Origin of the sequence: Gilliamella sp. Nev3-1 (assembly GCF_001690435.1) — a bacterium.
GTDB classification, from domain to species: Bacteria; Pseudomonadota; Gammaproteobacteria; order Enterobacterales; family Orbaceae; genus Gilliamella; species Gilliamella apicola_C.
Window position 1 is genome coordinate 1 of sequence record NZ_LZHN01000028.1, and the last position, 24,049, is coordinate 24,049.

The following is a 24,049-nucleotide window of genomic DNA, read 5'->3' on the forward strand; positions in this document are numbered from 1 at the left end:
TCGCGTTGCATCGAATTAAACCACATGCTCCACCGCTTGTGCGGGCCCCCGTCAATTCATTTGAGTTTTAACCTTGCGGCCGTACTCCCCAGGCGGTCGATTTATCGCGTTAGCTTCGGAGCCCATCACTCTAGGCAACAAACTCCAAATCGACATCGTTTACAGCGTGGACTACCAGGGTATCTAATCCTGTTTGCTCCCCACGCTTTCGCATCTCAGCGTCAGTATCTGTCCAGAAGGCCGCCTTCGCCACCGGTATTCCTCCACATCTCTACGCATTTCACCGCTACACGTGGAATTCTACCTTCCTCTACAATACTCTAGTTAACCAGTTTTAAGTGCAATTCCTAGGTTGAGCCCAGGGCTTTCACACCTAACTTAATTATCCGCCTACATGCCCTTTACGCCCAGTCATTCCGATTAACGCTCGCACCCTCCGTATTACCGCGGCTGCTGGCACGGAGTTAGCCGGTGCTTCTTCTGTAATTAACGTCAATTGTTGCACCTATTAGATACAACACCTTCCTCATCACCGAAAGTACTTTACAACCCGAAGGCCTTCTTCATACACGCGGCATGGCTGCATCAGGGTTCCCCCCATTGTGCAATATTCCCCACTGCTGCCTCCCGTAGGAGTCTGGACCGTGTCTCAGTTCCAGTGTGGCTGGCCATCCTCTCAGACCAGCTAGAGATCGTCGCCTAGGTGAGCCTTTACCCCACCTACTAGCTAATCCCATATGGGTTCATCAAATGGCGCATGGCCCAAAGGTCCCATGCTTTGGTCTCTCAACTTTATGCGGTATTAGCAGTCGTTTCCAACTGTTGTCCCCCTCCATTCGGCAGATCCCCATACTTTACTCACCCGTCCGCCACTCGTCATCAAGTGCAAGCACTCATGTTACCGTTCGACTTGCATGTGTTAAGCCTGCCGCCAGCGTTCAATCTGAGCCATGATCAAACTCTTCAATTTAAAGTTTGATGCTCAATAACTGTCTCTGACATATTCAAATGAATCTTCAGTGTCACTTATCAAGACTTAACTTTTTAGTCCGTAGACTTTAATCTTTCGTCTCGCAAGTGCCCACACAGATTGTCTGTTTCTTATTTTTAAAGAGCTAACAGCCTTTTTAAATCAATCAACTTTCCGTTAATTTACTTCGCTGTCTCAAGGGTTGCATATACTACGCTAACCTTTTTTGTTCGTCAAGATCTTTTTTCAAAATTTTTGATCTTAATTTTTCACTAACTTGCCTCAGCTTTTCTCTGACGCCGTGTCAGTGGGTGCGCATTATAGGGACTTTAAAAATTCGTGCAAGGGGTTATTGTGCATTTTATTCTTGTTTGCTTTTTTTTTATTCAAGACGAACTAAAAACAAACTAAATTGAGTTATTGTAAAAGCAAATTTTAATATCTTTGGCGGATTGATTATATTTCTTATAACAGACAAAATAACTTCAAATTAAACGCGCTTTATTAAGTTAGAATAAAAAATGCCTTTTACACTCGCTCATCCTGCTATCATATTACCTCTATATAAGAAACCCCACCTATTTTCTATGACGGCTTTGATTATTGGTAGTATGTCGCCTGATTTTGAATACTTCTTAAGAGTGGAGGTAAAAAGCACTTTAAGTCATAGTCTAGCTGGTATTTTTTATTTGATTTACCAATGACCCCAGTTATTGCTTATATTTTTCATTTTATTGTCCGAAATACTTTAATTAAAAATTTACCTAATTTCTTTTATAAGCGATTTGCTAATTATTTAACTTTCAACTGGAATAAATATTACTGTCAGCATTGGGGAGTTGCTTTGTTCAACTTTTCAGTTTATTACAAGACACTGTTAATATAGGGAAAATGGAAATTCCAATTTATAAATTATTACAACATGGTAGTTCATTAATCGGTACGAGCTTGGTGTGACTATTTATTATTTACCAATTATAACATCTAAACAGAATAAAGTTGGTTTTCCATACTGGAGATTAATATCACTTATTACTTTGCTTATTTTTATATTTAGCAACTATTCTTTTCCTATAAATCAACTAGGCATAACTGTTGTTACTTTTATTAGTGCCTGTTTTATTGGATTAACCATTGCTCCACTAATACTTAAAAGTATCACTTTAATACAGCGTTTAATCTAAACGCTGTATTAGTTAAAACCACAATCAAGATTGGTTTTTTATTCTTTTTGGCAGATCAGCCAAACTATCAATAACCCAATCAGCTTGTTCTAATGCTTCTTCTGTTATGGTATCACCCGTTTTTACTAATACGGTTTTTTTAACACCCGCTTTTTTACCCGACAATAAATCAGACACTCTATCCCCAACCATATAGGAATTAGCAATATCAATTTTTAGTTCTTTGGCTGCTGTTTGAATCATACCGGGACTTGGTTTGCGACATTCACAGTTATCAATTAACGGATCATGAGGGCAATAGTACACACCATCTAAATCAACACCGCGATCTTGTAGTGACCAATCCATCCATTCTGTCAACGTGTGAAATTGTTCTTCAGTAAATATGTTTCTGGCAATACCTGATTGGTTAGTTGTGATGACTAACAAAAAACCCATTTTCTTGAGCTCTTGCATCGCATCAATAACACCATCAATGAAATGAAATTTATCAATGGTATGCACATAATTATAATCTACATTAATAGTACCATCTCGATCTAAAAAAATAGCAGGTTTCATATTGACTCTTTCCCTTTTAATTTAGGTATTACTCTACTTCGCATAGCATATTATCGATTGACTTAGATGTCTAGACGTCTTAATATTCATTTATTCATCTTTTTCTTTATATATTATGATACAACTACAACACATTTCGAAAACATTTGAGCATAATAAAACACCTATTTATGCTTTAAAAGATATTAATATCCATGTTCCTAAAGGGCAGGTTTATGGCGTTATCGGCAAATCAGGGGCAGGAAAAAGCACACTTATTCGTTGTGTTAATCTTCTAGAAAAACCGACTAATGGTAAAATTTTTTTTGATAATCAAGAAATAACACATCTATCAAATAGAAAGTTAATCAAAATACGTCAAAAAATAAGCATGATTTTTCAACACTTCAACTTACTTTCTTCACGGACAGTATTTGATAATATTGCATTTCCTCTTGAATTAAGCCAAACCCCAAAATCAAAAATCAAGCAAAAGGTTAATGAATTAATTGAATTAGTCGGCTTAGCTGAAAAAGCCGATGCTTATCCTTCGAATTTGTCTGGCGGCCAAAAACAACGAGTTGCCATTGCCCGAGCTTTAGCAAGTGAACCCAAAGTTTTATTATGCGATGAAGCAACAAGTGCCCTTGATCCTGAAACCACTCGTTCAATTTTGGCATTATTAAAAGATATCAACCAAAAATTAGGACTAACCATTTTATTAATCACACATGAAATGGATGTAGTAAAACAAATTTGTGATCAAGTAGCAGTGATCAGCAATGGAGAATTGGTTGAACAATCATCGGTAGGTGAAATGTTCTCACATGCAAAAACAGATATTGCACGACAATTTATTCAATCAACCTTGCATCTTAATATCCCTGATGATTATTTAACAAGACTATCATCTGAGCCAAAAGAAGGGCTCAATCCTTTAGTACGCTTAGAGTTTACGGGAGTTTCTGTCGACTCCCCCTTGTTATCGCAAATTGCTAAAGAATTTGAAATTGATAGTAATATTATTAGTGCACAAATGGATTATGCAGGGGGGGTTAAATTTGGCTTAATGCTAGCAGAAATGAAAGGGAACCCGAAAAGTATGGCACCAGCAATTCAATTTTTAATAAAAAATAATACCCAAGTAGAGGTTCTCGGCTATGTTTGATTTTATTCCTTCATTTAAACCTTTCGAATCACTATTTCACTATTTATCCCAATACAGCTTTTGGGGTGACTTTGTTGCTTTTTGTTCATCATACAATGGTTTTAATCAAGCTATGCTATTGAAAATGGCACAAGCCACTGATGAAACCCTTTATATGATCTTTCTATCGGGTTTTTGGGGAACGGTGATTGGATTACCTATTGGAATATTGCTTTATACAACACGCAAAGGGCAGATCTTAGATTGCTATATAACTAATAGTGCTATTTCATTTATTACTAATATATTTCGTTCTATTCCTTTCATTATACTAATTGTATGGATTATTCCTTTTACCACGTTGTTAATGGGAACCTTTATAGGTAAACAAGCAGCTGTAGTACCGTTAAGTATTGGTGTATCGCCATTAATTGCACGTATGATTGAAAATGCATTGTTAGATGTACCTAAAGGGTTAATTGAGGCGGCTAGATCAATGGGAGCAACACCATTTCAAATTATATATAAGGTTTTATTACCTGAATCATTACCTGTAATTGTTAATAGCATGACGATTACCTTAATTACTTTGACAGGATACATTGCGATGGCTGGAGCCGTTGGCGCTGGAGGTCTTGGACAACTAGCTATTCAATATGGTTACAACGGCTACAAGCCTGCTATAATGAACACTGTTTTGGTTATATTAATTATTATTGTCTTTATTATTCAATTTATTGGCAATAGGATTGTTAAACGAGTTACACATCATTAATTTTGGGAGAAATATATGTCTATTAAAAAGCTAGTACTTATTAGCACATTGGTAAGTGCATTTTTTTTAACTGGCTGTGATAATAATAAACAACCAGCCACAACAGATAGCAAATCAGCAGAGCCTGCTAAAGTAAGTTCTATCAAAGTAGGAGTGATTTCTGGTCCTGAACAAGAGGTCGCCGAAGTAGCTAAACAACAAGCAAAAGATCTTTATAATTTAGACGTTGAACTAGTTATTTTTAACGATTACGTTACACCAAACCAAGCATTAAATGACGGCTTAATTGAAGTGAACGCATTCCAACATAAGCCTTATTTAGATGAGCAAATAAAAGAACGTGGTTATAAATTAGCTGTTGTTGGAAACTCATTTGTTTATCCAATTGCAAGCTATTCTCGCAAATTAAAACCGATTGAAGAATCAACAGAAACAGGTGAAGGGGTAAAAGTGACATCACCACGCGGTGAAACCTTCTTTATTCCAGCTAATTCAACTATTGCTATTCCTAATGACCCAACCAACTTAGGACGAGCGTTATTATTATTACAACATGAAGGCATGATTACAGTTGATAAATCTAAAGGTTTATTGCCTACTGTACTTGATATCACTAGCAATCCTTACAACTATAAGATCGTTGAACTTGAAGCACCCATGTTGCCACGTTCATTAGATGATACTCAAGTTGATCTTGCAATTATCAATAACGCCTTTGCAGGGCAAGCCAACTTAACACCAAGTAAAGATGGTATTTTTGTAGAAGATAAAGAATCACCTTATGTTAACATTATTGTTTCTCGTGAAGCTGACAAAGAGAATGAAAGTATAAAAAACTTTGTTAAAGCATACCAAACTGACGCAGTGGCAGAAAAAGCTAACCAAATCTTTAATGGTGGCGCTATTCGCGGTTGGTAATAACTTACAATAAATACTTATTACTATCAATTCCGCCGGCTTCTGTTATCGGCGGAAAGCTATTAGCATAAAAGCTATTAGCATGAAAACTATTAGCATAAAGAAAATAAACCAATCCACTTAAAAATTTTCTATAAATCAATAAACAATGACATATCAAATAAAACCAATCGGCATAATCCGCTCCCCTTATAGTGAAAAATTTTCTGTGCCAAGGCAACCTAATTTAGTTAACGCAGGACAAGGCGATCTTTACTTATTAGCGCCTTACAATGATCCCGTCAGTGTTAAAGGGCTGGAACAGTTTTCACATTTATGGCTATTATTCCTATTTCACCATATTGCTCCTGAAAAATGGAGATTAACCGTACGCCCTCCTCGTTTAGGTGGTAATAAAACAATGGGAGTATTTGCTACACGCTCACCATTTAGACCTAATCATATAGGGCTTTCTGCTGTCGAATTAAAGGACATCCTTGTTGAAAATAAACAGGTCATTTTAAAACTAGGTAGCCTAGATTTAGTTGATGGCACGCCAATTATTGATATCAAGCCTTATATTCCTTATTGTGACAGCCATTCAGATGCATTTGCAGGATACGCACAATCTACACCTAAAGAAAAACTAACTGTTACATTTTCACAAAAAGCACAATTAATTTTAGATTTACAAAAACAGGATTATCCTCAGCTCACTGAGCTCATTACACAAGTTATTTCTCAAGATCCAAGGCCTGCCTACAAACAAAAAAAAATTAATGAACAAACCTATGGACTGACGCTTTACCATTTTAATATTAAATGGAAGATCAGCAATCAACACGCTCTTGTTGAAGATATCTATATAGATAATATATATTAGTTAGACAAAAATTTAGATCAAATATGTTCTTTATTCTAAATTTTTATTAATGAAAAGCAGGTTTATCAGTGTCTTTAATAAAAAATTACATGAAACCGTTAAAAAAAATTGGTAGATTTTGCTAATTCTGATAGACTAAATGCGGGTTTAATTTCCCTATATTTCACTTTGCCACTAAAACTTTATAAGTTTTAGTGGTTCTTTTTATCTGCAATATCAATGATAACTAAAGTTATGCTTGCTTCTCATTTCGGCAATATCGATTGAATCAAATAAATAATGCTTTCCGCAATAATCACAATGAATATCAATTTTACCACCCTGTTCAGCTAGAGTTTCATCAACTTCATTATTTGGTAAGGTCATTAAGCTATTCTCGCAACGTTGGCGTGAACATCCGCACTTAAAAATAATATCCTGTGTTTCAAAAAGGCGTACGTCTTCTTGATTATATAGGCGGTATAAAATCTCATCAGTAGGAAGCTGAAACAGCTCATCGCTAGTCATTGTCTCAGTTAATGCACAAAGATGCTCAAATGATTCATAGGTGTTTTCATGAGCGGGCAAAACTTGCAATAAAATGCCTGCTGCCATTGGCTTATTATTATACACTCCCGTTTTGACAAATAAGCGCGTTGGCAGTTGTTCCGATTGCATAAAATAGTTTTCGATACAACCAATAAGCGTATCTTTTTCTAATCCGACAATTCCTTGATAACGCTCACCGTGTTTTGGTGTGATAGTGATAACAACATAACCATTACCTACCATATCTTTAAGCGTCGCATTATCAGTGATCTCACCGTTAACTCGAGCAACACCACGTAACTGTTGTTGATCATTACCATTCACTACCGCTAAAGATAAAGCGCCATCACCCTGCAACTGCACAGCAATATCGCCTTCAAATTTTAGTGTTGCGGTTAATAAACTGGTTACAACCAACAATTCACCAAGTAATTTTTGTACCGCAATTGGGTATGAATGATTATCTAAAATCGCTTCATACGTCTGCTCAAGACGGGTAATTTCACCACGAATAGGGTGATTATCAAATAAAAAACGATTTAAAGTATCCATATTAATTGTTGTCACCTTGTTGTCTATTGTATTTAAATTTAATCAAATCGCGCCGCTCCTTTTTATCAGGTTTTCTATCGGGGTGCGGCATTGTCAATGCATTGAGTTTACGTGCTTGTGCTATTGTTTCTCGTTTAACAATACTATCGGGAGTTTCTAGATAAAGTTGTTGAGCCTCAGTAGCAGTTTTTCGTTGCTCGCTAATAGCTAAAATTTGAATTGTTTTTTGATCCAAACCTTGGCGAAGCGTTAAAATGGCCCCAACTTCAACAATTTTACTTGGTTTAGAGCGCTGACCATTATAATGTACCTTGCCACCTTCAACCATTTCTCGAGCTAATGAGCGAGACTTATAAAATCTTGCAGCCCAAAGCCATTTATCTAACCTTACAAGCAAAATAACACCTTCATATCATACTAATTGTTGAGCTTTCACGCTCAAACACACATAGAAAGCGCATCTTATACATCTTAACCAGTTATATAACGATGCTTTTAATAAAAATCAATGCTCAAGATTGATAATATAATCATTTCCCTCGTTTGTCGAAAACACCCCTGAAAAGCTAAATGGTCGAAATTGTCCATGTAAATTAGCTGAATAATTTATCGCTGTTGGAGGTTGCTTTACCAATTTCCAGTCTTCTAACAACGAACTGGTGATATTATATGCATTAAATTTCAAAGATAACGGCTCATTTTGCGACAGATCAATATCTGCTTGGGATTCGATCATGCCACTATTAACTAAAGAGCCAAAAGTTAACAAAGCATGATTTTGAGAATCAAATTTTAGGACCAGATCTGGATAACGAATATCAATTCTATTAAACGAACCTTTTTCTGATTTAAAAAACACAGTTCCTGAAAATATGCCTAATTTTTGATTTTCAGCTAAAACAACATTTGAACCTGAAGCTTGAAAATTATATAGGCTAAACGGAAAATCGCTGTATTTTCTAATTATTAAACTTTGTAAAATATCAAGTTTATCAACTATAATATGCTTAAAAATATCGGGTAACACGGGTAGCTCAAATTTTTCAGGAACGTCATAATTGATATCGGCTAATGTTAATTTCTCTAGCTGTAGGTCATTATCTTTCCATTTTCCAGAAAAATTTATACTGCCTTTATTCCATTTCGCTAACGCTTTTTGAATCGTCACTTCTTGATTATCGGATGATAATTGAACCAATACCGACGAAAATGACTGCTCATGTAAAACAACATTATCAGCATTAAAAGTAAAAGAGCTTTGCTCAAAACGCCACTTATCATCATAACAAAGATTGGTTACTTCAATATTGCCTTTCTCAATTAAAAAATGAGGCAATTGTATACTACTTTCAAGTATTGATAATTGCTTAATAGTTAATTTTGGCAAAATATGGGAATAGTTGCTCCAAAACGCCTCATCTGTTGATTGGAAATTGATATTATGTAACTTTAATTGATCAATATTCAAACTATTATCAGCAAGTACTTTTAATTTACTCACAAAAAAGCCATTATTAATATTTCCACCTAAATTAGTAATCGTTGTAACACCATCGCGATGGAACCCTTGAATAAGTAGTGATTTTATTGGAATTTGATTCACTAAAACATCTTGTGAAGAAAAATCAAATTGATACTGACCTGCTCCCGATGAAATAAAAGGTTGAATGCCCCCATTAATTTTATTGAATGAAAGTTTGTCTTTTCCATTGTTGACCAGAACATCAACGTTTGAATTAACAAATTTTAGCGTATTGCTTGAAAAGGCATAGTGGCCAAAGTGAGTATCAGCAACCGCGCCGTTAATAATGGTAATATAATTAAAGTGAGATAATTGCCAAAGATTGCTTTTATCCAATCCTATCACTAATTTAGGAATATGAATAATTTCTTGCTTATTATCGCTCACAACGACTTCATCAAAAGCCAATTCATAGAAATTTGAAAACGAATGATGAACGTTGCCTATTGAAATTGTATAAGAACTTAATCTAGATAATTGCTGACTAACTATTTTAGCGCCAAAAGAGGTTTGCACAACAAAATAAGACAACAAAACTAAAAGCCAAAAAATGAATAGAAAAATGATGATATAAAATCGTAATCGTCGCATAAATAAATTTAATTGTTATAATGAACTATGAATAATTGCATTACGATAACTGATTTTAACCAAAATAGCACCTCATTGCGTATAAATGATTTGTGGTTAAGTTGGTTTTACAGTTAAGATATAAACTTTCATTATATATTTTTAAATAATAACTGAACAACTCACTTTCCCCTTCTTTGATTAAGATAAGGGAGAGTTATTTTTATTTACTATAAGTAAAAACGGGAGATACCTAGATGAAACAAATCCCAATGACGGTTAAGGGAGCTGAATTATTACGAGCCGAGCTTGAAGAGCTCAAAAATGTCAAAAGACCACAAATAACAGCCGCCATAGCTGAAGCAAGAGCTCACGGCGATTTAAAAGAAAATGCTGAATACCATGCCGCAAGAGAACAGCAGGGCTTTTGTGAAGGCCGTATTCAAGAAATTGAAGGCAAACTTTCACAAGCACAAATTATTGACATAACTAAAGTAAAAAATACTGGGCGTATTATTTTTGGTGCAACAGTAACCGTTATCAATGTAGAAACAGACGAAGAAACAACCTATCGTATCGTAGGTGATGATGAGGCTGATTACAGGCAGAATCTTATTTCAGTCAATTCACCAATTGCTAGAGGTTTAATCGGCAAAGAAGATGGCGATACTGTACAAATTAAAACGCCAGGTGGTGATGTGGAATTTGATATTATTAAAGTGGAATATATCTAATCTTCAATACATTATAAATAACAAACAGGGCTTATAGCCCTGTTGTCGCATTTATTTAGGTAAAGTGATTTTCTTATCTTCACTTGGTCTAAAAATGGTAAAGTTAGAACCCACCAATTGCACTGGCAAAGCCTTTGTTTCACGAATAATAGCATCACAAATAAGCTTCTTCGTTTCGCGATCTTCCGCAGAAACCTTAATCTTAATTAACTCATGGAAATTTAAGGCGTTGTCAATTTCGGCAAGCACTCCCTCGGTAAATCCATTGGCCCCAATCATCACTATAGGTTTTAAATGATGAGCTTCACTTTTTAAATACTGTTTTTGTTTATTCGATAAATTCATTAAATTTTTATCACTTTAAGTTGTAATTTTGCTATTCTACCCTTATATATATTTGTAATCAATGAAGTGACCTCTTTACATTAAGGATTTATTAGCTGTGAGTAATAAAAAACGCTCAGCAAGTTCAACGCGTTGGCTCAATGAACATTTTAATGATCGCTTTGTACAACAAGCACAAAAAAAAGGCCTACGCTCTAGAGCATGGTTCAAACTCGAAGAAATACAAAAAAGTGACAAATTATTCAAACCAGACATTACCGTTGTTGATTTAGGTGCAGCTCCTGGTGGTTGGTCACAATATGTTGCATCACTTATAGGTAACAAAGGTCGCATTATTGCTTGTGATTTATTACCAATGGATCCCATTGTAGGTGTTGACTTTTTGCAAGGTGATTTTCGGGACGAAGCCGTTCTAAAAGCGTTACTCGAACGAGTTGGTGAAGAAAAAGTTCAGGTTGTCATGTCAGATATGGCGCCAAATATGAGCGGGCAACCCGCTGTTGACATCCCCAGAGCCATGTATTTAGTAGAGCTTGCATTAGAGATGTGTAGAGATGTGCTTGCGCCTAATGGTAATTTTATTGTCAAAGTGTTTCAAGGTGAAGGATTTGAAGAATACCTAAAACAAGTACGTTTGATGTTTAAAACAGTCAAAATTCGTAAGCCAGAGGCTTCGCGAGCTAGGTCTCGAGAAGTTTATATTGTTGCAATGGGGATGAAGTAGCCAGTTGTATAATTTTGTAGTACCATACTTCGTTAAATTTAGTCGTAACTGTTAATTTTTATGAGAGGTTTTTCTTTTGAACGACATGGTAAAGAATTTACTGATCTGGGGAGTTATTGCTGTAGTATTGATTACTGTATTTAACCAATTCAGTTCAATATCCAATAGCGGACCTCAAGTCAATTATACCCAATTTAATTCCGATATCACAGCTGGTAATCTCCAAGAAGTGCATATTAAAGGACGTGAAATTATTGCCACAACCAAAAATAATGGCAACTACGTCACTTACATCCCTTATTTAGATGAAAAACTAATGGATGACTTGTTAGCCAATAAAGTACCTGTCTATGGTGCACCTGATGAAAGACCAAGTTTAATAATGAGCATATTTATTTCTTGGTTCCCTATCATTTTACTTATTGGGTTCTGGCTCTTTATGATGCGCCAAATGCAAGGTGGTGGTAAAGGTGGTCCAATGTCAGTTGGCAAAAGCAAAGCCAAAATGCTAACGCCAGACCAAGTTAAAACCAAATTTATCGACGTTGCTGGCAGTGAAGAGGCAAAACAAGAAGTCACTGAAGTGGTCGATTTTTTAAGAGATCCAGGTAAATACCAAAAACTAGGTGGACGAATTCCAAAAGGTATTTTAATGGTTGGGCCTCCAGGTACAGGTAAAACATTACTAGCAAAAGCAATCGCTGGCGAAGCCAAAGTGCCTTTTTTCAGCATGTCAGGTTCGGACTTTGTTGAAATGTTTGTTGGTGTGGGAGCATCACGTGTCCGAGATCTATTTGAACAAGCGCGCAAACATGCGCCTTGTATCATCTTTATTGACGAAATTGACGCTGTAGGCCGAAAACGTGGCGCAGGCTCAATGGGCGGGCATGATGAACGTGAACAAACATTAAACCAAATGCTAGTTGAAATGGATGGTTTTGAAGCCAATAGTGGCATCATTATCATTGCAGCAACCAACCGAGCCGATATTTTAGATCCAGCCTTACTCCGTCCAGGTCGTTTTGACCGCCAAGTACAAATTGGCTTACCAGATATGAAAGGCCGAGAACAAATTCTTGCAGTGCATGTGCGTAAAGTGCCTCTAGGATCTGATGTTGATTTATCGGTACTAGCGCGTGGAACGCCGGGTTATTCTGGTGCAGAATTAGCGAATTTAGTCAATGAAGCGGCTTTATTTGCTGCGCGTCGCAATAAGCGTGTGGTCACAATGGATGAATTTGAAGAAGCTAAAGATAAGATTAACATGGGCACGGAAAGACGTTCATTAACCATGACTCAAGAGCAACTTATTTCAACCGCTTATCATGAAGCAGGACATGCTATTATTGGCTACTTAATGCCTGATCATGATCCTATCCATAAAGTCACCATTATTCCACGTGGGCGCGCACTTGGTGTAACCTTCTTCCTACCTGAAGGTGATCGTGTTAGTGAAAGTCGTGAAAAACTGGAAGGCGATATTGCAACCCTTTATGGTGGACGACTTGCAGAAGAACTCATCTACGGTGCCAATAAAATTTCTACTGGTGCATCAAATGATATAAAAGTTGCCACACAATATGCACGAGCGATGGTAACACAATGGGGATTTTCTGAACGCTTAGGTCCATTATTTTACGAAACCGATGATAATTCATACGGACGACCAAAAGATATTTCTGACGAAACAGCTAGAATTATCGACGAAGAAGTCAAAGCCATTATCGATCGTAATTATCAACGAGCTCGTCAAATATTAACTGACAATATCGATATCCTTCATGCAATGAAAGATGCGCTAATGAAGTATGAAACCATTGGAGCAAAACAAGTTGCAGATTTAATTGCACGTCGCCCGATTACAGCGCCTGATGATTGGACTGAAAGTGACGAACACGCAGCAAGCAAAATACCCAATGAAGGAAGTGACATACCGCCTCAATCAAAAGGTTAATAAGCTCAAATAAAATATAACGCGCTACGGCGCGTTTTTTATCGGTAAAATAAAAATAGATGATAAGTAAATTTACCTGAATAAAACAACAAGCAAGCTAAAAATTTAACTCAACCTAGTTGATAAGTCTCAATGCCATTTAAATTATTGCATTATTGACACTAACCATATAAGGCTTTTAATCATGGAAATACATTTTAAAAATCAAGTGATGGATCTTTCATTCCCACAAGTTATGGGCATTATAAATATGACGCCAGACTCGTTTTCTGACGGTGGGACTTATAACAATCTTGATGATGCCATGCGCCGGGTTGATAGCATGATTCAAGCTGGTGCAACATTTATTGACGTAGGTGGCGAATCAACACGCCCAGGTGCAACCGAGGTTTCCGTTGATGAAGAGCTTAACCGCGTTATCCCACTCGTTGAAAAAATTGCTCGTTATTTTGATGTCTGGATATCGGTTGATACCTCAAAACCACAAGTCATGACAGAATCTGCTAAAGCAGGCGCTCACCTAATCAATGATATTCGAGCCCTTACAGGGCCTGGAGCTATTGAAGCCGCTGCACAAACAGGGTTACCTGTTTGCATTATGCACATGCAAGGCGATCCTAAAACCATGCAAAATGCACCACACTACCAGCAAGACATATATCAAGAAGTCGACCTATTTTTTGCAAAGCATATAGATCGTTGCTTAAATGCTGGTATTGCCCGTGAAAAAATCATACTCGATCCTGGTTTTGGATTTGGCAAAACACTAGCCCATAATTATCGCCTATTAGCAATGCTTGAAAAGTTCCATCATTTCAACTTACCGTTATTGGTTGGCATGTCTCGAAAATCGATGATTGGGCAAGTATTAAATGTGCCGCCACAAGAACGTACTCTCGGCAGTGTTTCATGTGCCGTGATTGCAGCCATGAAAGGTGCCCAAATTATTCGTGTACACGATGTTAAAGAAACTTTTGATGCATTGCGGATTGTCCAAGCAACGCTTGCAGAGCAAGGCTAATAGGTTGGACAGTTGAAAACAAGACATTTTGCACTAAAAACAGTCAGAAAAGCCATTGATTTTATTCAAGTTTTTATTTTAATTTAAAAAAATCAACGACTTTCTTTATTGTTTAGTGATTTTGCTGTTCTAAGATAGTGTTGTGTCGGGCATTTTAGTTTTTATTAATAAAACAAGCTAGTGTTACCATGCCAAATTTAGCGGATTTGGTGCAAAATGCCGCACACTCACACAACGCTAAATAGACTAAACAAGGTATTTGCACTAAAAAACAGTCAGAAAACCCATTGATTTTATTGAAATTTTTATTTTAACTTTAAAAAAAAATCAACGACTTCCTTTATTGTTTAGTGATGTTACTGTTCTAAGATGGTGATGTGTCGGGCATTTTAGTTTTTATTAATAAAACAAGCTAGTGTTATCACGCCCAATTTAGTGGATTTGGTGCAAAATGCTGTACTCTCACACAACGCTAGATAGCCTAAGCAAGATATTTTTCACTAAAAAACAGTCAGAAAAACCATTGATTTTATTGAAGTTTTTATTTTAACTTTTTTAAAAAAATCAACGGCTTCCTTTATTGTTTAGTGATGTTACTGTTCTAAGATGGTGGTGTGTCGGGCATTTTAGTTTTTATTAATAATAACAAGCTATTGTTATCACTCCCGATTTAGCAGATTTGGTGCAAAATGCTGTACTCTCACACAACGCTGGATAGCTTAAGCAAGATATTTTGCACTAAAAAACAGTCAGAAAAACCATTGATTTTATTGAAGTTTTTATTTTAACTTTTTTAAAAAAATCAACGACTTCCTTTACTGTTTAGTGATGTTACTGTTCTAAGATAGTGTTGTGTCGGGCATTTTAGTTTTTATCAATAAAACAAGCTAGTGTTATCACGCCCGATTTAGTGGATTTGGTGCAAAATGCCGCACACTCACACAACGCTAAATAGACTAAACAAGGCATTTGCACTAAAAAACAGTCAGAAAACATATTGATTTTATTAAAGTTTTTAAGTAATTTATACTGCACTTGTTAACCTCTGTTCACGAGCGATCTAGTTTACGGCTCATTGTCAAGCAAACAACAAACCTAAAAAAATAATAAAACCAACATAATTATTATTCATAAAGGCACTAAAACATTTGTTTCTATCTCGATTTTTTATTAGCCATTGTTGGTAAATAAATAGTCCTATAACCAATAATAAAGCCATATAAAACATCAGCGATAACTGATTGATTAAACCAATAAATAACAAGCCAATAACAGATATTATCTGTAATAATCCAATAATTAATTTATCATAATTGCCAAATAAAATAGCCGTGGATTTGATGCCAATTTTTATATCATCATTACGATCAACCATCGCATATTGGGTATCGTAAGCAATTGTCCAACAGATATTAGTCAAGAAAAGTATCCAGCACGTTAAGGGGAACTGTTCAATGGTTGCTGCATATACCATCGGAATACTCCAACTAAATGCGATGCCTAAGGTGACTTGTGGTAAATGGGTGTAACGCTTCATGAAAGGGTAAATGAGTGCGGTAAGTAACGCAAAGCAAGCAATTAGCCATGACAGCTTATTTAAATTTAACAATAAACAAAGCGCTATCAGTAATAAGACCAATAGCGTCCATAGTGCGTTTTTTTCGGTTAATGCACCACGAGCAAGGGGGCGGTTTTTTGTTCGCTCAACGTGTGCATCAAAATGGCGATCGGCATAATCATTCACGACACAACCTGCCGAGCGCATAACAAACACGCCAAGCACAAAAATAATAGTAATATAAGTAGATGGATGACCCGTAAGCCAAATAACCCAAAGTGTGGGCCAGAGTAAAAGCAATGATCCAATTGGCTTATCCAATCGCATGAGTTGTAAATAAGCTAACATTAATAATATCTATTCTAAATAAATCATAATAGCGATTATACCGATTACGCTAAAAGCTGCAATGTTACGGTATGGCAAGTTATACCCAATGAGTGATGCCAATGAATATTGACCCAAAATAACCACATTAGATGGAATCGGTTTGCACAAGATGTTAATCACAGCATGTGTAAATATTGCTCAGCAATTACCGCTAACGCTTGATAAAATGGGCTAATCTGGCTTTTCTGTAGCTTTTTTAAATAGGCTGATGACCAACTTAACAAATGTTCATCAATTAATTGTTTTGCCGTTACATGGTGATTATTTTCCAACAATATAGCGTATGCCATAAGCATTAATCCAAATTGATCTTCTGGCTCGTTTATTCCTGTATTGAGTTTTACCCCATGTTGTTGCAGAAATTGACGATAGCTTTCTAGTGATTTTCCTAGCAATAGGTTTTCTTTATCCAAATAAAATGAACCCCACGGGGGTACAGGCATTGTTCCCTGTCCTTCAAATAATAATGAAAATTGGTAATTAAGATCTGGGTTATCAATTTGATTAGCTAATATATGGCACTGCTCATAAATAAGGATAGAATCTTTCCATGGGGCTAAATGGTTAATATGTAATAAGGCCTGCGTTAATGATGTAGTAACTTTACTATTGGGTGGATAATAAAAAAACATACCAAGTAGTTTAGCTAATGTGATAGTAACTAACTTATCCAAATAAATATCTCCTTAGAATGGTTCTATCAGTTAGTTACACTGATACCCCCAAAAAAAACCCGTGGTAATTATGACATATTACTTATACTTCTTCAGGATTAAGTATTTTACCTAAGGTATCGCCAGACATCTTAGCTTGTGCATGGGGTTTTATTACAATATTGGGCTTAGTGAGCTGTGAGCTTGGTAGTGGTGCAATATCGCATTGTTCGCCATAGTGCTGGCGTAGCGTTTCAATTTCATCAAAATCTAAAGCTCGCTGTGGGCATGACTCAACACAAACAGGCTTTAATCCCTCGGCAACACGTTCATAACAACCATCACATTTTGACATGACCTTTTTTTGATAATCAAATTGTGGTGCTCCATATGGACAGTGTGTTTCACAATTTCGGCACCCCATGCAAATGTCTTGATTAACAACCACTAAGCCATCTTGTGAACGTTTATACATTGCCCCCGTTGGGCAACTCTGCACACAAGCAGGTTGTTCGCAATGATTACATGCGATAGACAAATAATAGGTAAAAGTATCATTTTGCCAAAGATTATCAACTTGCTGCCAACCACCACCACCATATTCATAAACACGGCGAAAACGGACGCCTAAAGCATTATCTTTTTCATCTTTACAACTCACTTGGCAAGTTTTACAACCCGTACATTTTGAAGAATCAATATAAAATCCATATTGCATTTTTATTATCCGTCCTTTTATTTATAACGCTAAACACGTATCTGATACTGGTTTGACATCAACCAAGTTGGTATGCTGTGGATTTGCTTTAGCAAGCACCGTTGGACGCAATGATGTTAAACGATTAATGCAACCGCCAATATCAACCCCTTCAGCATTATTTTTTGCCCACATTCCTTGGGGAATCGCAACAACACCTGGTAATATCCTTGGCGTAACTTTAGCGACAATATGCAACCGACCACGATCGTTATAAACTTCAACTAATTGTCCATGTTTTATTTGCCGTTGTTCGGCATCAAATGGATTAATCCAAATACGGTTAGCGACAGCTTCACGCAATTGTGGCAAATTACTGTAAGTAGAATGGCATTGCCCTTTGGTATGAAATCCAATAAGTTGCAACGGATATTGTTGACGTTTAGATTTATCTTCACTGCCTTCAATCGCTGGTAAATAAGCAGGAATAGGATACAGCACATCTTGCGCATCAAGTTCCCATTCATTGGCAATGTTCGCTAACGTTTCTGAATAGATTTCTATTTTTCCTGACGGGGTAGTTAATGGATTTTTAATGGGATCATCTCTAAAAGCTTTTAATCCAATTTGGCTATCACTATCGGCAAGTTTGCGATCGATAACCCCCATGCCATCAGTATCAGCAAAAGGCGGTAAATGCGGATCACGTTTTCGTAATTGTTCATAACAATACGCTATCCACTGCTCTTGAGTACGGCCTTGGGTAAATTGGTCTTTTACCCCCATTTTCTCAGACAATTCAGTTAATACATCATAAACAGGACGACTTTCCCAAAGCGGTTTAATAGCACTTTGCATACGGATAAGGTAACAATATGCCCCAGATGAATAAGAGTTATTAATCAAATCATTATTCTCAACCGATGACACATCGGGTAATAATAAATCAGCATACTTAGCTGATGCTGTCATATGTGTATCCCAAACAAGAATAAATTCACATTTTGACTCATCTTGCAAAATCTGGTGAGTACGATTGAGATCTGAATGTTGATTTCCCAGTACATTACCCGCATAATTCCAGATAAATTTGATCCCCACATCCAATTTATCTTTACCTTTAAGGTAGGCATTTTTAGCAGTCATGCTTGGTCCATCTTCAATCGCTTTCGTCCACAAAAAGAAAGGAATACTGGTTTTTATTGGATTAGGTAAATTAAAGTTAGGTATAGGATAAACAACGCTCCCGCCCCAAGTTCCAATGTTAGTGCCAGGTTTACCAAATTGCCCCGTAATAATTGGTAAGATCATAATGGCTCGCGCAGTATGTTCACCATTTTGCCAACGTTGCACACCATAACCTTGCGAAATCCAAGCAGCTTTAGCATCAACAATATCTATTGCGAGTTTACGAATTTGTGTTGCTGAAATACCTGTTTTTTTAGCTGCCCATTCTGGTGTTTTAGGTGTTCTGTCATAGCCTAAACCTAAAAGGTAAGATTTATAATCACTATAAGGCGGTGCACTATCAGGCAAAGAATCGGCATTCCACCCAATACAGTATTGATTAAGCATATCCTCATCAATACGATCTTGCTCAAGCAATGTATAGCCTATTGCCGCAACTAATGCCGCATCAGTACCGGGAATAATCGGGATCCACTCAGCATTATACGCAACGACACTTTCACTACGACGAGGATCAATAATAATCACCCTTGCATGACTTTGCGCTAACGCATGAAAAAGCTCGGTAACTTGCCCACCGCCTGACATTCGAGTTTCGGCAATGTTATGTCCAAACATAACCACTAAATCAGAATGCTTGATCTGATCCAGTAAAGATTCTTTAGCATGACCAAACAAATAAGGCCGAATAGCTGAAATCTGCCCGCTTGAATAATCACCATGGTAATTTAAATGACCACCAATGATACTTAAAAAACGCTTACATGCATTACGCCCTGAAAGATTAGCGCCCGTTGTTCCTGATCCATACTGATAATAAATTGCTTCATTGCCATATTGATTAATCGTATATTTAAGTTTATTTGCAAGTAAATTAATCGCTTCATGCCAAGAAATACGTTTAAATTTACCTTCACCACGTTTACCAATTCGTAGCATTGGATACTTTAAGCGCGCAGGATCATAAGTTCGCCAACGAACTGCTCTGCCGCGAAGGCAAGGGCGGATTTGATGCAGACCAAAAACGGCATCATTAATGCCATCTTCTGAAGATATTTTAGTAATAATATCGTTTTTGACATGAACTTTTAAAGGACAACGGCTACCGCAGTTAACTAAACACGCACTATAAATAATCTTTTCTTCATCGATGGGATTTGAAATTGTACTATTAGCATTAGTACTTGGTTCAATGTAGGAAAAAGGTAATTGTACATTATTAGTTAGGGCAGCTATATCATTAATTGTTTTTGGTTTTTGTACAAAATCGCATTTGCTTGTTTTATTCTGTAATTTACTCACATCATTCCCTAATGTTGATATGAAATTATGTTGATAATAATACTAAAAGATGAATAAACAAACTAAAAACGAAAATTGTTATTAAATTAATCAAAATTCAATGGATCAATGATTAAGTAGATTGATTAGCAATATATAATGTCAACATTTTTATGTTGAACTTAGGAAAGGAGGAATTTGATATAGTTTAGACTTCATGATTAAAATAATCCGCTAAAAATGCATAAGGCGTTTTACCGGAATTTGCTTAACCTTTTATTTTCTATTTTTTTTATCTTCGAATATTGGTTGATTATGTCACATTGCCATTAAGATGCATATCACATGTTTTAACAAATAGGTGTTCACCTGTGTCTTGATATTCATGTCCATTATCCGAATAGATATCTTCAATGGTATAAGGACAGCTGTGATAAGGTATTAATTTTGTTTTTTATATATATTCATGCAGTTGTTTTTCAAATTACGGTAAATAACGCGAGTAATTGTTACATATTATTTGAAAAACTGATATCAACGTATCACTTCACGCTAATAAACAAGCAAATGATAGCGATTCATTGATGTTTTTATTTTGTGAGTGATAACTTTAGTTTATCCCTTTGAACAAGGGTATATTTAGTCTAGTTCACCTAAGGTGATATTATGGCATATTTACTTAAATTATTTAAAGCTAAGGTGTTACGCAAGCGACTTTGTGATAATTAGCAGAAGGTTTTGCATAATTAACACTTCCCCAATTTTCAGAAACGCCGTACTGATAGTTACTGTATGAATTGGAGGCCCAAAACCTATAAAATGTGTGCCAATCGCTAGCTGCGGGGGTAGTCGCTATTGTCAGTCTTGCCCCACTCATTAAACAAGCCCCCTATCCATCTGCCATCATATTTATAACTTAACTGCCTGCGGTATTTATTAATGTCCCTTCCTAGTATACCCCCAGTCCAAAAACTAGCACTATTATTTGCATTAGTGTAATCTGTGATGTGAGGAACACGATAACCATTGCCTAAATCATGACAAAATGCTTGAGCAATAGCATAACTTCCCGAATTCGGATGCGCAATATACCAGCGTTCTATCTTAAAGCTATAGAGCAACTGGCTATGACTACTGTTTGAATAAAGTTTAAATACTGCAGGGGTAAAGCTTTTATCACTTGAATCTTTAGTTGGTCCAATTAATTGTATCTTCAACGCTCGTCGCTTAGGAGAAAAAGCCCACCCAGGAGTATGTTCAGGGGTTAACAATAAATTTACTGTGCCACTGCCATTAACTGTTGACACAGTTTTCCCATTAACATCAATTACTTGCTGTGGCGTAATACCCGCTAACAACAAATAAAAATGAAGTCCATTTGAACCAGTTGTGGGAAAGGCGGTAGTTAGATCATTACCACTTGTAACTATAAAACCTTTATTTTTATCCCATTGACTTTCAAGTTCATCACCGTAACTCCACCATAAATTTGGTTGCGCATGACAGGTATATGGTTTATCTACCATTGGGGAAATATAGTAAGTATGGCTAACCTCATTAAATGTGTTAGTCCTAGGCATCCCATATTTAGTGGACAGTTTGCCATCGTGCACAGAAAGGGTAAACTTAAAGGGTGCATCGCAAGGATCTAATACCTTTGTAGGATTGTTTTTAACTAGGCTTGTAATATCTTTATTATCTGCATTTTCCCATTTTACTAACAAAAAACCAGATACTTTGGCGGAGCCATCTCCATCCTCATCCCCCCAATAGTTATTTGCACCTATTAGTCTATCGAAATAAATAGCTGGGTAATGCCCATTGCCAGATATAGGCACTAATGTTTGGATGTTTTCAAAAGAAGCAACACTGGGTGGTAACATAATTGGCTCTACTTCGCTTGATACATCTACCTCCGCATTGGGATATAAGCCTGACTCCCCACCATCTGGCACATATTCACGCCCATCAGGGAGTTTGATGCCGAATAGCGCATTAATATCGCTTTTGGTTACATCTCCATCAAAAGTTAAATATGGTGCACTACCATGTACGACTTGATTTGTCATTGCCGATAAGGCTATTGCATTATTAGCATATAAAAGAAGATAAATACAAGTAAATAGGGGTAAACGTAAAGAGAAAAATTTTATAAATGAACTATGACGTTTGTATGTAGTATAAAATAAATGTGACTGACAATTAAAAAGCGATGATTTCTGAAAAATTAAATTTTTTGATTGCTCAAGAGTATGATTAGATGACATTATACCATTACCTATTTCATGCATTTTGTAAGTTTCTTCTGATTCACTCCGTTTTTCTAAAACAAAATCATACAGTTAACTAATTTTTAAATCATTTGTTAATGATTTTTTCGATGCTAATGTTAACAACATCACTTTTGAGCAGTAATACTGTTCTAATTTTAAACAAAAAACAATGTTGTTTAAAGAAAAAACGCTTTTTTTGGTTAAGATTTGTAAAGATCTATTTATAAGATACCACCCAGATAATCCCAATCTTTATTAAAAATTGAGATTATCTATATGCAACCATTTAATAACGGGTAATCTAACAAGCGTTATTTTAAGGCGTCACACACGCAGCCATGGCGAAGGTGTAGATATTATTATTTGAGGCAATACTTCCATACGGAGATACTGTATAGCCGTCAAATGCCCAATATCGGTCATCGCTCCAATCGTCATTTCTATCTTTATCGTAGGTAAATTCTCCCCATTCATTAAATAAACCGCCTATCCACTTGTTGCCACTTTTGTAACTTAGTTGCCTGAGGCTTTCATTTGTTTGTCCCGGCTCGCCCCACTGCCAAGAAGAGTCATTCGCATTGGTATAGTCCCCAACACTAGGTATACGATAATCGTTACCTAAACTATTACAGAATATTTGAGCTTCAGCATAAGAACCATCATTAGGATCATCTGGATTGGCAATATACCAGCGTTCTATTTTAAAGCTATAAAGTAATTTGTTGTGGCTACCATCGGCGTAAAGCTTAAATAACGAGGGATTAAAACTTTTGTTACTCGAATCTTTATTTGGACCTTTTAATGTTATCTTTAATAGCTCTTCATCATAGCCACCCAATCCTAGACCTGTTTCTATACTTAATAATAATGTCACAGATTGACCACCACTTACTGCTGACACTGTTGTACCATTCGCATCAATGATTTGCTTTGGTGTTATACCACCTAAAAGTAAACGGAAACTGAGTTCATTTGATCCCGTTGTCGGAAAGTTTTGCTTGGGGTCATCAATATTTTTCACCTGAAAGCCAAGATTTCTGCTCCAGTTTGTACCTTCCATACCATACAGAGCCGGAGGTTGTGCATAACAAACACGTGCTCCATTTGTCACTTTAAACGTGTACAGTTGCCAAGCATTCGGTAAGATCCTTGTCCTTGGTACGCCATATTGAGTTGATAGTTGAGGGTTGGTTAAGTAAAGTTCTAACTGATATGGGGCCGAGCAGGGATCAAAATTACTTGTAGTATCTGTAATATATTCACCATTTACATCATACCAAGCAAGTTCTAGACGACCTGTTATGCTGACATTACCATCGCCATCATCATCTGACCAATAGTCATTTTCACCTATTAAATCGTTTAAATCAATACTTGAATCAGATAGAGGCACTAGTGTTTGGATACTATCAAAAGTGTTTGCATTGCTTGGCAACTCAATTGGTTCATACCCATCTATGACTACTTCAGCATTTGGATATAGATTTGACTCCCCACCTTCTGGCACATATTCACGCCCATCAGGGAGTTTGATGCCTAATAACGCTTTAATATCGCTTTTGGTTGCACCACCATCAAAAGTAAGATAAGGTGCATGACCGTGTATCACATCTGCTGTTGTAGCTGATAACGCACCTGCATCATGAATACGGCATGCCATGAA

General features: G+C 36.4%; 19 protein-coding genes, 1 rRNA gene and 1 pseudogene. 9 read left to right on the forward strand and 12 right to left on the reverse strand.

Annotated elements, in window-relative coordinates; all coding sequences use genetic code 11:
- Positions 1–970 (reverse strand): 16S ribosomal RNA (locus A9G40_RS05290); the annotation flags it as partial.
- Positions 971–1,491: 521 nt separating this feature from the next.
- Here A9G40_RS05290 and A9G40_RS15790 point away from each other — a divergent pair.
- A pseudogene (locus A9G40_RS15790) lies at positions 1,492–1,856 on the forward strand (DUF4184 family protein).
- 322 nt (positions 1,857–2,178) lie between these two features.
- Here the strand turns inward: A9G40_RS15790 and gmhB are convergent.
- The gene (gene gmhB / locus A9G40_RS05295) at positions 2,179–2,715 is read right to left on the reverse strand and encodes a D-glycero-beta-D-manno-heptose 1,7-bisphosphate 7-phosphatase (protein ID WP_065566584.1); all 537 of its coding nucleotides are present in this window, start codon (positions 2,713–2,715) and stop codon (positions 2,179–2,181) included.
- Between the two features lie 115 nt (positions 2,716–2,830).
- On the opposite strand from gmhB, the gene metN reads away from it, so the two are divergent.
- The 4 genes from metN (at position 2,831) to tsaA (ending at position 6,396) form a co-directional block, all read left to right on the forward strand.
- Positions 2,831–3,862 (forward strand): methionine ABC transporter ATP-binding protein MetN, encoded by a 1,032-nt coding sequence (gene metN, locus A9G40_RS05300; RefSeq protein WP_065582201.1) that lies wholly within the window; start codon positions 2,831–2,833, stop codon positions 3,860–3,862.
- Positions 3,863–3,974: 112 nt separating this feature from the next.
- Positions 3,975–4,616 carry a methionine ABC transporter permease gene (locus tag A9G40_RS05305; protein WP_065566589.1) on the forward strand — a complete coding sequence of 214 codons (642 nt, stop codon included), beginning with the start codon at positions 3,975–3,977 and terminating at the stop codon, positions 4,614–4,616.
- A gap of 15 nt (positions 4,617–4,631) precedes the next feature.
- Positions 4,632–5,534: a methionine ABC transporter substrate-binding lipoprotein MetQ gene (metQ, locus tag A9G40_RS05310; RefSeq protein WP_065582202.1), complete on the forward strand. Its 903-nt coding sequence runs from the start codon at positions 4,632–4,634 to the stop codon at positions 5,532–5,534.
- Between the two features lie 148 nt (positions 5,535–5,682).
- Entirely contained in the window at positions 5,683–6,396 is a 714-nt protein-coding gene (gene tsaA / locus A9G40_RS05315) for a tRNA (N6-threonylcarbamoyladenosine(37)-N6)-methyltransferase TrmO (protein WP_065582203.1), read from the forward strand.
- Between the two features lie 216 nt (positions 6,397–6,612).
- Here the strand turns inward: tsaA and hslO are convergent, their stop codons facing one another.
- The 3 genes from hslO to A9G40_RS05330 all read right to left on the reverse strand — a co-directional run bounded on the left by hslO (position 6,613) and on the right by A9G40_RS05330 (position 9,529).
- The gene (hslO, locus tag A9G40_RS05320; RefSeq protein ID WP_065582204.1) at positions 6,613–7,476 is read right to left on the reverse strand and encodes an Hsp33 family molecular chaperone HslO; all 864 of its coding nucleotides are present in this window, start codon (positions 7,474–7,476) and stop codon (positions 6,613–6,615) included.
- 1 nt (position 7,477) lies between these two features.
- Positions 7,478–7,873: a ribosome-associated heat shock protein Hsp15 gene (gene hslR, locus A9G40_RS05325; protein WP_218057944.1), complete on the reverse strand. Its 396-nt coding sequence runs from the start codon at positions 7,871–7,873 to the stop codon at positions 7,478–7,480.
- Between the two features lie 108 nt (positions 7,874–7,981).
- Entirely contained in the window at positions 7,982–9,529 is a 1,548-nt protein-coding gene (locus A9G40_RS05330; protein WP_075539544.1) for a hypothetical protein, read from the reverse strand.
- 296 nt (positions 9,530–9,825) lie between these two features.
- On the opposite strand from A9G40_RS05330, the gene greA reads away from it, so the two are divergent.
- Positions 9,826–10,302, forward strand: coding sequence for a transcription elongation factor GreA (gene greA, locus A9G40_RS05335; protein WP_065566577.1), 477 nt, complete (start codon positions 9,826–9,828; stop codon positions 10,300–10,302).
- Between the two features lie 51 nt (positions 10,303–10,353).
- Here greA and yhbY read toward each other — a convergent pair whose 3' ends face one another.
- Positions 10,354–10,647 carry a ribosome assembly RNA-binding protein YhbY gene (gene yhbY / locus A9G40_RS05340; protein ID WP_065582207.1) on the reverse strand — a complete coding sequence of 98 codons (294 nt, stop codon included), beginning with the start codon at positions 10,645–10,647 and terminating at the stop codon, positions 10,354–10,356.
- Positions 10,648–10,744: 97 nt separating this feature from the next.
- Between yhbY and rlmE the strand changes: the two genes are divergently transcribed.
- The 3 genes from rlmE (at position 10,745) to folP (ending at position 14,346) form a co-directional block, all read left to right on the forward strand.
- Positions 10,745–11,371 carry a 23S rRNA (uridine(2552)-2'-O)-methyltransferase RlmE gene (gene rlmE / locus A9G40_RS05345; RefSeq protein ID WP_065582208.1) on the forward strand — a complete coding sequence of 209 codons (627 nt, stop codon included), beginning with the start codon at positions 10,745–10,747 and terminating at the stop codon, positions 11,369–11,371.
- Between the two features lie 76 nt (positions 11,372–11,447).
- Positions 11,448–13,325 (forward strand): ATP-dependent zinc metalloprotease FtsH, encoded by a 1,878-nt coding sequence (ftsH, locus tag A9G40_RS05350; protein ID WP_081295530.1) that lies wholly within the window; start codon positions 11,448–11,450, stop codon positions 13,323–13,325.
- A 184-nt stretch (positions 13,326–13,509) separates the two neighbouring features.
- Positions 13,510–14,346 (forward strand): dihydropteroate synthase, encoded by an 837-nt coding sequence (gene folP / locus A9G40_RS05355; protein ID WP_065582209.1) that lies wholly within the window; start codon positions 13,510–13,512, stop codon positions 14,344–14,346.
- Positions 14,347–15,424: 1,078 nt separating this feature from the next.
- Here folP and ubiA read toward each other — a convergent pair.
- The 6 genes from ubiA to A9G40_RS05385 form a co-directional block, all read right to left on the reverse strand.
- Positions 15,425–16,252: a 4-hydroxybenzoate octaprenyltransferase gene (gene ubiA / locus A9G40_RS05360; protein ID WP_065582210.1), complete on the reverse strand. Its 828-nt coding sequence runs from the start codon at positions 16,250–16,252 to the stop codon at positions 15,425–15,427.
- Positions 16,253–16,410: 158 nt separating this feature from the next.
- Positions 16,411–16,968: a TorD/DmsD family molecular chaperone gene (locus tag A9G40_RS05365; protein ID WP_081302162.1), complete on the reverse strand. Its 558-nt coding sequence runs from the start codon at positions 16,966–16,968 to the stop codon at positions 16,411–16,413.
- Between the two features lie 82 nt (positions 16,969–17,050).
- A complete protein-coding gene (locus A9G40_RS05370) occupies positions 17,051–17,665 on the reverse strand; it encodes a DMSO/selenate family reductase complex B subunit (RefSeq protein ID WP_065582211.1) in 615 nt (204 codons plus the stop codon).
- 21 nt (positions 17,666–17,686) lie between these two features.
- Complete coding sequence (locus tag A9G40_RS05375) at positions 17,687–20,134, reverse strand: DMSO/selenate family reductase complex A subunit (protein ID WP_141675199.1); 2,448 nt, start codon at positions 20,132–20,134, stop codon at positions 17,687–17,689.
- Between the two features lie 812 nt (positions 20,135–20,946).
- A complete protein-coding gene (locus A9G40_RS05380; protein ID WP_141675200.1) occupies positions 20,947–22,182 on the reverse strand; it encodes a hypothetical protein in 1,236 nt (411 codons plus the stop codon).
- Between the two features lie 520 nt (positions 22,183–22,702).
- Positions 22,703–24,046 carry a hypothetical protein gene (locus tag A9G40_RS05385; RefSeq protein WP_143425444.1) on the reverse strand — a complete coding sequence of 448 codons (1,344 nt, stop codon included), beginning with the start codon at positions 24,044–24,046 and terminating at the stop codon, positions 22,703–22,705.
- Positions 24,047–24,049 lie beyond the last annotated feature (3 nt).

Bases quoted from the DNA above. Each gene is read 5' to 3' on its own strand.
- gmhB (WP_065566584.1), bottom strand. From the start codon at position 2,715: ATGAAACCTGCTATTTTTTTAGATCGAGATGGTACTATTAATGTAGAT.
- metN (WP_065582201.1), top strand. From the start codon at position 2,831: ATGATACAACTACAACACATTTCGAAAACATTTGAGCATAATAAAACA.
- A9G40_RS05305 (WP_065566589.1), top strand. From the start codon at position 3,975: ATGCTATTGAAAATGGCACAAGCCACTGATGAAACCCTTTATATGATC.
- metQ (WP_065582202.1), top strand. From the start codon at position 4,632: ATGTCTATTAAAAAGCTAGTACTTATTAGCACATTGGTAAGTGCATTT.
- tsaA (WP_065582203.1), top strand. From the start codon at position 5,683: ATGACATATCAAATAAAACCAATCGGCATAATCCGCTCCCCTTATAGT.
- hslO (WP_065582204.1), bottom strand. From the start codon at position 7,476: ATGGATACTTTAAATCGTTTTTTATTTGATAATCACCCTATTCGTGGT.
- greA (WP_065566577.1), top strand. From the start codon at position 9,826: ATGAAACAAATCCCAATGACGGTTAAGGGAGCTGAATTATTACGAGCC.
- yhbY (WP_065582207.1), bottom strand. From the start codon at position 10,647: ATGAATTTATCGAATAAACAAAAACAGTATTTAAAAAGTGAAGCTCAT.
- folP (WP_065582209.1), top strand. From the start codon at position 13,510: ATGGAAATACATTTTAAAAATCAAGTGATGGATCTTTCATTCCCACAA.
- ubiA (WP_065582210.1), bottom strand. From the start codon at position 16,252: ATGTTAGCTTATTTACAACTCATGCGATTGGATAAGCCAATTGGATCA.
- A9G40_RS05370 (WP_065582211.1), bottom strand. From the start codon at position 17,665: ATGCAATATGGATTTTATATTGATTCTTCAAAATGTACGGGTTGTAAA.
- A9G40_RS05380 (WP_141675200.1), bottom strand. From the start codon at position 22,182: ATGACAAATCAAGTCGTACATGGTAGTGCACCATATTTAACTTTTGAT.
- A9G40_RS05385 (WP_143425444.1), bottom strand. From the start codon at position 24,046: ATGGCATGCCGTATTCATGATGCAGGTGCGTTATCAGCTACAACAGCA.